This window comes from Microbacterium sp. CGR1 (genome assembly GCF_001266755.1).
In the GTDB taxonomy this organism is placed as follows: domain Bacteria; phylum Actinomycetota; class Actinomycetes; order Actinomycetales; family Microbacteriaceae; genus Microbacterium.
In genome coordinates, this window is record NZ_CP012299.1 from 1522986 (window position 1) to 1534024 (window position 11039).

The 11039-nt window shown below is 70.0% G+C and carries 10 protein-coding genes; all 10 read right to left on the reverse strand.

All coding sequences use genetic code 11. The features are described from left to right. Window positions 1-221: 221 nt before the first annotated feature. Window positions 222-1514: a putative T7SS-secreted protein gene (locus AKG07_RS07290; RefSeq protein ID WP_053097136.1), complete on the reverse strand. Its 1293-nt coding sequence runs from the start codon at window positions 1512-1514 to the stop codon at window positions 222-224. Next, the gene (locus tag AKG07_RS07295) at window positions 1514-1816 is read right to left on the reverse strand and encodes a hypothetical protein (protein WP_053097138.1); all 303 of its coding nucleotides are present in this window, start codon (window positions 1814-1816) and stop codon (window positions 1514-1516) included. The genes AKG07_RS07290 and AKG07_RS07295 overlap by 1 nt, the downstream gene beginning before the upstream one ends. Before the next feature lie 132 nt (window positions 1817-1948). Then, entirely contained in the window at window positions 1949-2545 is a 597-nt protein-coding gene (locus AKG07_RS07300) for an alkylhydroperoxidase domain protein (RefSeq protein ID WP_053097140.1), read from the reverse strand. Then, window positions 2542-3162, reverse strand: coding sequence for a CMD domain protein (locus AKG07_RS07305; RefSeq protein WP_053097143.1), 621 nt, complete (start codon window positions 3160-3162; stop codon window positions 2542-2544). Before AKG07_RS07305 ends, AKG07_RS07300 begins: the two co-directional genes overlap by 4 nt. Further along, window positions 3159-4178: a putative FMN-dependent luciferase-like monooxygenase gene (locus AKG07_RS07310; protein WP_053097145.1), complete on the reverse strand. Its 1020-nt coding sequence runs from the start codon at window positions 4176-4178 to the stop codon at window positions 3159-3161. The genes AKG07_RS07305 and AKG07_RS07310 overlap by 4 nt, the downstream gene beginning before the upstream one ends. Beyond that, window positions 4175-5803, reverse strand: coding sequence for a dipeptide ABC transporter ATP-binding protein (locus AKG07_RS07315; protein ID WP_053097146.1), 1629 nt, complete (start codon window positions 5801-5803; stop codon window positions 4175-4177). The genes AKG07_RS07310 and AKG07_RS07315 overlap by 4 nt, the downstream gene beginning before the upstream one ends. After that, window positions 5800-6696: an ABC transporter permease gene (locus AKG07_RS07320; RefSeq protein ID WP_053097148.1), complete on the reverse strand. Its 897-nt coding sequence runs from the start codon at window positions 6694-6696 to the stop codon at window positions 5800-5802. Before AKG07_RS07320 ends, AKG07_RS07315 begins: the two co-directional genes overlap by 4 nt. After that, the gene (locus tag AKG07_RS07325) at window positions 6693-7640 is read right to left on the reverse strand and encodes an ABC transporter permease (protein ID WP_053097150.1); all 948 of its coding nucleotides are present in this window, start codon (window positions 7638-7640) and stop codon (window positions 6693-6695) included. Before AKG07_RS07325 ends, AKG07_RS07320 begins: the two co-directional genes overlap by 4 nt. Before the next feature lie 22 nt (window positions 7641-7662). Further along, window positions 7663-9297 carry a TIGR04028 family ABC transporter substrate-binding protein gene (locus tag AKG07_RS07330; protein WP_053097155.1) on the reverse strand — a complete coding sequence of 545 codons (1635 nt, stop codon included), beginning with the start codon at window positions 9295-9297 and terminating at the stop codon, window positions 7663-7665. Window positions 9298-9461: 164 nt separating this feature from the next. Beyond that, the gene (locus tag AKG07_RS07335; RefSeq protein WP_082297857.1) at window positions 9462-10898 is read right to left on the reverse strand and encodes an NtaA/DmoA family FMN-dependent monooxygenase; all 1437 of its coding nucleotides are present in this window, start codon (window positions 10896-10898) and stop codon (window positions 9462-9464) included. Window positions 10899-11039 lie beyond the last annotated feature (141 nt).

Genomic DNA, 11039 nt, shown 5'->3' on the forward strand with positions numbered 1-11039 from the left:
GTCCGCGGAGCCTGCGGCCTGCATGAAAGAGTCCGTCGCCCGCTCACGAAACCCAACGATGCTGCGTGAGTCCGCGCCTCGCCAGATGACGTACGTGTGCTCGTTCTCGGTACCCAGGAGGCGGAGCATAAGTCGCAGGTGTTCGGACGCGGGGCGTCGATTCTCCGTGATCCACCCCATCTGGCCACTGGTGAACTGTTGGGCGTGAGTTCTGCGATTGGTCACGGCACAATCTCTATTTCCACTCGTGTGACAAGGATCTCTTCCCCGTCCAGCTTTCCGCGGGCCGGTGTCCCTCCGTCGACGGCTTCATCGAACTGTCGTTGGGTGCTGCCCGGTCTGTTGTAGCCGTCGATGGCGTTCCCGGATTTCACTTCAATGCCCGTATACGTGTTGGGGCCATCATCATTCTTCACCAGGCCGTCGTACGACCGTCCATTCTGCGGCGAACCCTCATAGTCGACTTTCACCTTCGAACGGATCACATCAGACTGCTCCCGCCTCTCATATTGCTCGAGCCCGATCTTCTCTTTGTCGACCCAAGGCGGGGGATTCTCACCGGCAGCGAACTTTCCCTCGTAATCGCGCCGATCTCCGCGGTTGAGGCCGTGAACGCGGTCGCTGACGCCGTAGCTCTCGGTGAGCCATCGGCCGGCGGCGTCGCCCATCATCGTCGCGCCTGCACCGGCCACTCCGACTCCGGCGACGACCAGTGCGGGCGAACCTGCCAGCGCACCGGCTCCGGTGACGGTAATGGCCCCGCCTCCGGCTGCCAGCGCCGCGCCGCCGAGGAAGGTGGCAGCGCCGCCCAGGAGTTCGAGGATGATGTCGGGGTGCTCCCAGAGCGTCTGCGCCGAGATCGCGAGCATGTCCATCGTGGCTCGGAACGGCTGGACGACAGCGAGGTTGACGATCACCTCGGTCGTCGCGTGCTGTGTTCGTGTCGCGGCCTCCGCGTCGGTCAGCGGCATCCGCGCCGCATCCGCGGCATCGTCCAACCGGATCGCGCAGTCGCGCGCATAGACCTCGAGAGTCGCCCGGGCGTTGAACAGGACCTCCCGCGCTTCATTGTGCGCAGGACCTGACGGATCGACGAAGGGCACGTCGCCCTCGGGGTGCCGGAGCCCTTGCCCGACGCGCAACTCCCGCACGTGTGCACGGTGGGCGGCCAGCGCCGCAGCAGCCTGTTGCTCTGCCTCGTTCCAGAGAGTGATCGCACGGTCGGCTTCGTCCTGCGCCCACTGCAACGCGTCGGCCCACGTGAACAGTGCGCTCGCACCCGCGCGGAGCGATTCGCCCGCATGCTTCCAGTGCAGCAGCTGCCGCTCGAACCGGTCGAGATAGGCGTCGTAGGCAGCGCCTCTCCACGTGCCGTCGTCATCCAGCGTGGCGAGGTCATCGCGTGCACGGGTGGCTTCAGCGCCACGAGCCTTCCACGCTTCCGCGGTCGCCCTGACCTCGGACACCGAGCCCGGCACGAGGTCCGCCGCCGACTGGGTCTGCCCCAGCTCCATCAGTCGTCCCAGATCATCGCGTCGACTTCGACCTTCGCCGCATCGGTGCCTTCGTCGAAGATCCGAGCGGTCGTGGTCAACCTGTCTGCGAAGTCTTCGGTGTCGGTCACACGGACACAGAGCCCGTCGGACCATGCGCTGCTGAAACGCGTCGCGGCTGCGACGACCCACTCGTGTCCGGCGTCAGCAGGCTTCGCGGCATCGGACGAGCCCAGCTCGCCGACGATGCGACGCGCCTTCGACGCCATAGCACGCAGCACGTCGGTATCGACTTCGTAGAATGCTCCGCCCGCGACTGCCATGCGTCGACGTTAGCAAGCGATACGTCGTCATATGGAGACAGCAAGAAGTATGCCGATACTCTCGCAAAAGGACACCAGCCCACCCCCGACGGTGACACGTCAGAGGTGGGCCGGTGCTGATCTCTCGACCGATCAGGCGGGCGCGACCGGCCTCCCGATCGACAGCATCAGACGGTTCGCCCAATTGAAGAACGCGGCACCGTGGATCACGTCGGCGATCTCGAGGTCATCGAGTCCCGCCGCCCGCAGCCGGGCGATCCCGTCGGCGCCGAAGGTGCTGGGCGTGTCGGTCAGGGCGACGGAGGCCGCGACGACCGCGTTCCACCGCTCCCCGAGGTCGGCGTCGACTCCCTGATCCAGCAGGAGATCGACGTCGTCGACCCGCTTGCTGTGGTGCGCCGCGAAGCGCGAGTGCACCGAGGCGCAGAACACGCAGCCGTTGCGACGCGAAGCCGCGGTCGCCGAGAGCTCGCGCTCGGCCCGGGGAAGACCCTCCTTGGCGTTGTAGAAGATGTCCTTGTCGACGAGCGTGCGCGCCTTGAGCACCTCGGGGTCGCGCGCCAGCAGCCGGAAGTAGTCGTTCTTCGCCCGAGAGGCGTCGACCAGACCGTCGTAGTGGCGCTCGGTGACCTCCTCCTCCGCGAGCGGCGGCAGATGCGGGGTCCACCCCACCTCGGCTCGCGTGAACGTCTCGGGGTGCGGTGCGTCATCGCGCAGAAGCTCGGTCATGCTGCCTCCTCCTCGGAGTCGGATGCCGCGGCGATGCCGGCGGCGGAGAGAACCCTCAGGCCCGTGATGACGCGCTGCTGGAACGCGAGGAACGAGACGAGCTGCGAGAGGGTGACGATGCCGTCGGCCGACCATCCCGCATCCACCAGCCGCTGGATGTCGACGGCCGCGGATTCGCGCGGCCGGAACACGAGCAGGTGCGTGTGCGCGAGGGCGGCGGCGACCCGCCCGCCGAGCGCCTCTGCGATCTCGGGCGACGGCGCGTAGCGCTCGCCCTCGGTGTTCTCGCCCTGCAGTCCCGCTTCGGTGTACGAGCCGAAGGGCCCGGTCACCGCAGCGTTCGTGGCCTCGGCGATCACGACGGTGGCGCGCTGCGGGTCCACAGCCAGGGCCCGGTCTGCGTAGAACTCGGCCGTCGCATCCGCGTCGCCGGCGAGGCGCGTGGCGAACGCGGCGATCAGCTCGCGCTCGGCCTGCGACACCTCCTCCGTCGACACCGGCGCGAAGAGCGCGTCGAAGCTCGCCTGCAGCTGCTCCCTGGTGACGGGGCGGCGGCGCCGCAGCGCATCGAGCTCGGGCGTCACCCCTACGATCTGATCGACGATGTCGGTGGTCATGCCTTCTCCTTGATGGTGTCGGTGAGGGTGTAGCCGAGAGCGGGGGCGACCTGCTCGGCGAAGAGCTCGATCGAGCGCAGCACGTGCTCGTGCGGGGCGTCGACCGAGTGCACCTGGAACGCGACCTCGGTCGCCCTGTCGAGCGTGGCGTCTGCGGCGAGGGAGTCGGCGACCTCCTCCGGGGTGCCGAGGTGGGTGTCGAGGGCCACGATCAGCTCATCGAGGGTGTCGCCGGGGATCGTCTGGCCCTGTCGGCGGAACCCCTCGGCGGCACGACGCAGCCCGACCTCAGCGAAGCGCAGGGCCTCCGCGCGGTCATCCGCGACGAATACGGTGCGCGAGGCGGTGACACGCGGGGCGACGCCGTCGGGGAGAGCCTCGAGGTACGCGTCGATGATCGGATCCTGCAGCGCCGAGAGCGGGGCGTGCAGCGCGTCCGTCGACCGCGGCTGGGTGCGCGAGAGCAGGAGGCCATGCCCGTGGATGCCGGCGCGATGGCCTCCGGGGGCCGAGAAGGTCGCCTGCCAGATGCGGTCGCCGAGAGTGCCGGCATCCGGATAGAGGGTGTTGTCGGCGCCGATGTCCCGCCCCGCGAGTGCGTCGAGCAGCAGTCGCAGCTTGCGGTCGTAGGTGGGCGCCTTGTCGCGCACGTCCTCACCGAACGGCACGAAGGACGAGGGGGTTCCGCCGCTGCCGAGCCCCAGGTCGACGCGTCCGCCCGAGAGCAGGTCGGCGACCACCGCGTCTTCCGCGACACGCACCGCATCTTCGAGCGGCAGCGTGACGACCCCAGTGCCGAGACGGATGCGCGAGGTCTGCGCGGCCACGTTGGCGAGATAGACGAGTGGCGAGGGCAGGCCGCCCTCCGCGGCGCGGAAGTGGTGCTGTGCGACCCAGGCGCGACCGACGCCGTGCCGTTCGGCGTGCCGGATCTGCTCGGTGGCCAGCGCGTAGCGCTCGGCGGGCGACGCGTCGTCGAGCAGCCGGGTGAAGAAGGCGATCGTGGGTGCGGTCATGCGGGCTGCTCCGTTCGTCCGGGGACGGCCGCGAGCAGCTCCCGGGTGTAGTCGTGCTGGGGGTCGTGGAAGAGCTCCTCGGTGACGCCCTCCTCGACGATCCGCCCGCGGCGCATCACCGAGACGGTGTGACTGATCCTGCGCACCACGGCGAGGTCGTGCGAGATGAAGAGGTAGGTGAGACCGAGTTCGGCCTGCAGCGAGGTGAGCAGTTCGAGGATGCGCGCCTGCACCGTGACGTCGAGGGCCGACACCGCCTCGTCGAGCACGACGATCTCGGGGTCGATCGCGAGGGCCCTGGCGATCGCGACCCGCTGTCGCTGCCCACCCGAGAGCTCACGCGGTGTGCGCTGCGCGAGGTCGCTCGGCAGCGACACCCTGTCGATCAGGGCGAGCGCCCGATCCCTGCGGTCGGAGCGGGAGCCCACCCCGAAGTTCTGCAGCGGCTCGGCGACGATGTCGACGACCTGCTGCCGCGGATCCAGCGAGGCGAAGGGGTTCTGGTAGACGAGCTGGATGCGCCGGCGCAGCGCGCGCAAACGCTGGCCCGACAGACCGGTCACGTCTTCGCCGTCGATCTCGATGGCCCCGGCATCCGGTTCATGGAAGCGCGTGATGAGGCGCGCGGTGGTCGTCTTGCCCGATCCGGACTCGCCGACCAGCGCGTGCGTCGTGCCCCGGCGCACCCGGAACGACACGTCGTCGACGGCCCGGAATCGCTCACGCCCCGCGACCCTGAACTCCTTGACGAGACCGCTCGCGGTGATCGCGAACGGGTTCTCGGCCGCGACCGCCGCGGCATCCCGCAGGAAGGGCGGCGCCTCGGGGCGGCGGAACCCCGTCGTGAACGCCGGGGCGTCGGCGAGGAGCTGCTTCGTGTATCCGTCCGAGGGTGCCGCAAGCACCTGGGCGCTCGCTCCCTGCTCGACGATGCGGCCGTCCTTCAGCACGACGAGCCGTTGGGCGCGGTCGGCCGCGACGCCGAGGTCGTGGGTGACCAGCAGGATGCTCGTGCCTTCCTCTCGACGCAGCTCGTCGAGCAGATCGAGCACCTTGCGCTGGACGGTCGCGTCCAAAGCACTTGTGGGCTCGTCGGCGATCAGCAGCCGTGGCCGCAGCGCGATCGCCGAGGCGATCAGCACACGCTGGCGCATACCGCCCGAGAGCTCGTGCGGGTACTGCCGCGCTCGGAGGTCCGGGTCATCGATGCCGACCCGGTCGAGGAGCTCGATCGCGCGCGCGCGCCGTGAGCGACGATCGCGGTGGCCGTGCAGCTTCAGCACCTCTTCGACCTGGGCGCCGATCGGGCGCACGGGATCGAGCGAGGTCACCGGGTCCTGCGGCACGAGTCCGATCTCCGGACCCCGGATGCCGCGCAGCGCGCGATCCGTCCAGCCCGAGATGTCGAGCTCGCCGAGGCGCACCGTGCCGCCGTCGACCCTGCCGCCCTCGGGCAGCAGGCCGAGCAGGGCGTGCGCGGTGGTGGACTTGCCCGATCCCGATTCGCCCACGAGCGCGAGTGCCTCTCCCTCGGCGATCTCGAAGGAGACCCCGTGCACCACCTCCCGGCGACCGGCTCTGGTGGCGTACGAGACGGCGAGGCCGTCGACGGTGAGCACGCTCATCGCGAGTTCCTTCCGATGCGGTGCGAGATGCGGTTGGCGCTGAGCACGACGACGACCACGATGAGTCCTGGCAGTGCCGTGAGCCACCAGGCGGTCGCGATGTAGTTGCGTCCCTCGGCGATCAGCAGCCCCCATTCGGGGGTGGGTGGCGGAGCACCGTAACCGAGGAATCCGAGGGTCGAGATCGCGAGGATCGCGGTGCCGAACTGCAGGGCGGCGAGCGCGACGATCGGGGTGAGCGAGTTCGGCAGCACATGGCGACGGAGCACCGTGAAGAAGGTGCCCCCGCTGCCGTACGCCGCCTCGACGTATTCGCTGCGACGCACTCTGGCGACCTCCGACCGCATCAGGCGGGCGAAGGCGGCGACGCTGCCGAGGCCCACGGCGATGGCGGCGTTCACCGTGCCGAAGCCGAGGAGGATGATCACCGACAGCGACAGCAGCAGGCCGGGGATGGCGAGCAGCACGTCGACGACGCGCATCAGGATGTCGTCGACGACGCCGCCGATCGCGCCGGCGATCGCACCGAGGATCGTCCCGAGCGCGAGGCCCACGGTGACGGCGATGAGCGCGCCCGAAAGCGAGTGCACGGCGCCGTGGACGACGCGGCCGAACAGGTCGCGACCGAGCGTGTCGGTGCCGAAGAGGTGCGCCGCGCTCGGTGGCAGCAGCTTGTCGGCGGGAGTGCCGGTGAGGGGGTCGCCGGGTGCGAAGACCCCGGGGATCAGCGCCCAGAGCACGGCGAGCGAGACGACGGCGATCGCGAGGTAGAGCCCCCACGGCAGAGCGAGCAGTCCGCGCGCGCGTCGAGGCGATCGGGTGAGCGTTGCGGCATCCTGCTGCGGTGTCTCGGGCGGGGTGTCGACGGATGCGGCCACGGCGGCGACGGTCATGCCGATGCTCCTGACTTCGAGAGGGCGCGCTGGCGCGGATCGATCAGCGGGGTGACGAGGTCGACGGCGAAGCTGATGAGCACGAACCCGAGGGCCGACAGCAGCACGACGCCCTGCAGCACCGGGATGTCCTGGTTCGACACGGCCTGCTCGGTGAGGCGGCCGATGCCGGTGCGACCGAACACGGTCTCGGTGACCACGGCCCCTCCCACGAGCTCGCCGAACAGCACCCCGGCGATCGTGAGCGTCGGCAGGGCCGCGTTGCGCGCGACCGACCGGGTGAGCACCCACGACGGCGGCGCGCCCTTGGCCCGGACGACGGTGATGAACGGCTGCGCCTGCACCTGATCGATGGCGCGCACCAGCACCTGGGCGAGCGGAGCGGAGATCGGCACGGCGAGGGTCAGCACGGGGAGGACGAGCCCGGCGACAGGGTCGGCGCCGACGATCGGCACCCACCCGAGACCGAACGAGAAGACCTGGATCAGCAGGATGCCGAGCCAGAACACCGGCACCGCGACGAACAGCCCCGGCACCTGACGGATGCCGTCGCGCAGCCACGCGAACGGCGCGAGAGACGAGAGCCCTGCGACGAGCACGGCGATCAGCAGCGCGACCACGAGCCCCAGCGACGCGAGCAGCACGGTCGACGGCAGTGCCTCGGCGAGCATCTCCAGCACCGGGGTGCCGAACTGCGTCGAGTAGCCGAAGTCACCGGCCGCGAATCCGAGACCTGCGTGCACGTACTGCTGCCACCACGGCAGATCGGTGCCGTAGGTGGCGCGGATGCCGTCGAGCTGCTCCGGCGACAGCCCGAGGCTGGGGTCGGAGAACTTGATCAGGATCGCATCCCCCGGCAGCAGCTGCAGGAGGAAGAAGGTGGCCGTGAAGGCCGCGATCAGAACGATCGCGGCCTGCCCGGCTCGTCGGAGGACGAAGCTCATCGGTGCACCGTCTCAGTCATGCTCAGTGCTCGGCGAGCCAGACGCCCGAGAAGGTGGGGCGACCGACCGACTCGAAGTCCACGCCGTGCACGTAGGTGGCGGCGCCGTAGACCTGCGGCTCCTCGAACAGCGGGATGACGTAGGCCTGCTCGGCGATGTAGTCCTGCACGGCCTGCGAGGCCGCCGCTCGCTTCTCGGTGTCCGGCTCCGAGGCGACCGCCTCGAGCAGGGCGTCGAGCTCGGCGTCGTTCGAGATCAGCGCGTCACGGTTCTTCGTGTAGTACTGGCTCTTGATCACGTCGAAGTCGGCGCGGCCGACCATCGAGTGGTAGAAGCCCGTCTTGAGCGGGTCACGGGTGTCCTCGGCATACGACCCGGCATCCGCCGGCTTGACCGTGAGCTCCACGCCGACCTTCGCGAGCTGCTGGGCGACGAGCTCGAGCGTCTGCTTCGACAGCGGCTGCGGTGCGGCCTCGTACACGGTGATCGCGAGGCGCTCGCCGTCCTTCTCGCGGATGCCGTCGGCCCCGGCCGTCCAGCCCGCCTCTTCGAGCAGCTTCTCGGCCTTGTCGGGGTCGTATGCGTAGTGCTCAGACTCGTCCTTGTATCCGAGCGCCTCCTGCGACAGCACCGAGGTCGCGACGGGGTAGTTCTCGGTGAACAGGGTGTCGACGACCTCCTGGGCGTCGACCGCGGCGACGAGCGCCTGACGCACCCTGATGTCGCTCAGCAGCGGGTTCTCGGGACGCAGCGAGATGGAGTTGTTGACGCCACGCGTCTGCGGTGCGTACAGCGTGAAGCCCGAGCTTTCGACCCGGTCCTCGTCGAAGGCCTGCACGTAGCGGACGTAGTCGGCCTGACCCGCGAGCAGCGATCCGATGCGCACGGAGTCCTCGGGGGTGACGAGCACGTGCACGGCGTCGACGTACGGACGGCCCTGGTTCTCGGCGCTCTCCGGCGCCCACGCGTAGTCCTCGCGGGCGGTGAGGGTGAACTCTGTGCCCAGCTTCTCGTCGGTGAGGGTGAAGGGCCCGGCGCCGATGATCTCCTCGGCGTTGCCCGCCCCGAAGTCCTCGATGGTGCCGTCGAGCGTCTCGGGCGAGAGCAGGCCGGAGTTGATGGTCGACGTCGCCTGCAGGAACCCGGGGGCCGGGGCCGAGAAGCGGAAGGTGACCGTGTCGTCGTCGACGACCTCGCTCGAGGCGTAGTTGTTGATCGCCTCGGAGACCGTGAGGCCGCGCTCGGGGTCGCCGAGGCCGTACGTGTCGAAGTTCTTCGCCACGGCCGCGGCGTCCAGCGGCGTCCCGTCCGAGAAGGTGACGTCGGGTCGCAGGTCGAACGTGTACTCGGTGGCGTCGTCGTTCACGGTCCAGGCCGAGGCGATCCACGGCTCGATCTCGAGCGAGTCGGGGTTCTGCCACGTCAGGCGCGCGGCGATGTTGTTGACCACGCCTCCGTTCGGGTAGAACCCGGCCTGCGGCGGGTAGAGGTTCGTGAAGGTCTGGTGCTCCAGATAGGTCAGCGTTCCCCCGGTGACGGGGTCGCCCGCGTCGGCGGAGGCGCCGCTCGGGGCCGGCGAGGACGCGCAGGCGGCGAGTCCCGCCGCGAGGACGAGCGGAAGCGCGACGGCGGCTGCGCGGATGAGACGGCGGTTCATGCGGGTCCTCCTGGACGGGATGCTGTGGTTCGGTGTGCGGGTGAACGTCACGCTAGGGACTCTCACGGTCGTGACGCGAATGGGGTCGTCATGTGCGGACCCGGCCTGTCACGAGGCGTCATGACGGGTCACCAGACGCAATCCGACGTAATGGATGACGCGGTTCAGCGGACGAGAAGCGATGATGCGGCACGCTGCTCGCTGCCGACCTCGACGCCGCCGCCGACGCCGACGCCGACGCCGAGACGGTCCCGCAGCGGGGTGGGCGCTCCGTCGCTGCGACCGAGCAGGCCCCGTCGACGCAGTTCGGGCGCGGCGAGGCGGGTGAAGGCCTCGAACTGTGCGGGCTGGAACGCGGAGAGCACGTTGAACCCGTCGGCTGCACCCTGGTCGCGCCAGGTCTCGAAGTGGTCCGCGATCGTTGCGGCGTCGCCGACCACGAATGCGGCAGGCACGGCATGGGCCGCGACGAGGTGGCGCCAGGTCAGCGCCGTCTCGCCGTCATCCCCGACGCGGAGTCCGGCGATGAGTCGCAGGCGCTCGATCAGCGCCTGCCCTGCCTCCCCGAGGCGCCCGGCCTGATCGCGGGTCACGACCTCGTCGAAGCCGGCGGAACGCAGCGGGTCGTCGGCGCCGACGCCCAGGGCGCCGGCCAGCGCGGCGACCGATCTGTTCGCGGGGAATGCCGTGCGGGACGACTGATGCCCCTCGTCGAGCGGGACGAGCGCGAGCAGCCGTTCGACGATGCGGTGAGCGTCGGCATCCGTCGGTGCGACCACAGGAAGCACGGGCGCGATCACCGCCAGCCCCTCGGGCGAGCGGCCTGATCGGAGCGCGATCTCGCGCAGCTGCCGCCGTGTGGCGATCGCATCGGCGATGTTCGGGGCGGCGATGAGCGCGAGATCGGCCTCGGTCGCGGCGAGCGCGCGCGACCGCGGCGAGGTGCCGGCGTGCACGAGAGGGATCCGCCCCTGCGGGGGGCGGGCCACGTTCAGCGGCCCCGAGACGCGCACGTGCTCGCCCCGGAGGTCCGCACCCCGGAGCCCGTCCGGGTCGATGAGCACGCCGCGTGCGGCATCCGCGATCCAGGCGTCCTCGCTCCACGAGTCCCACAGACGGCGCAGGGCGACGACGAACTCCTCGGCGCGGTCGTATCGGCTCTCGTTGTCGGCGTGCGCATCGCGACCGTGGTTGCCCGCGGCTCGTGGCTCGGCTCCGGTGACGAGGTTGACGCCGGCGCGACCGCCTGTCAGCAGGTCGAGGGATGCGAGCGAGCGCGCCGTCGCATACGGATCGGCGTAGGTCGTGTTCACCGTCGCGATGAGGCCGATTCGAGAGGTGACCCCGGCGAGGTACAGCACGGCGCTCACCGGGTCGATCCGCGCGAGCAGGTACGGGTCGCGGAATTCGAGGTCCGGCCCGGTGGCCAGCCAATCGCCGAAGAACAGGTAGTCGAGCCCCGCGTCCTCTCCCTCTCGCGCGATGCGACGGAGGATCTCGGCATCGGCCGAGGGGTCGCGATGCGCGCCCGGCTGACGCCAGCCGGAGGGATACGCGCCGAGAGTGCGCACCATGGCGCCGATGATGAGGGGTTCGGTCATGCACCCGAAAGTATGAGCGGGCTCGGCAGCGGGCCAATCGGCGGGGAAGCGCAGCGAAACGGATCGCAACACGGCGACACATCCTCCCCGAGTGTCGGAGCCCGATCGGAGGATGGGACCATGACCTCGACCTCCTCCCCC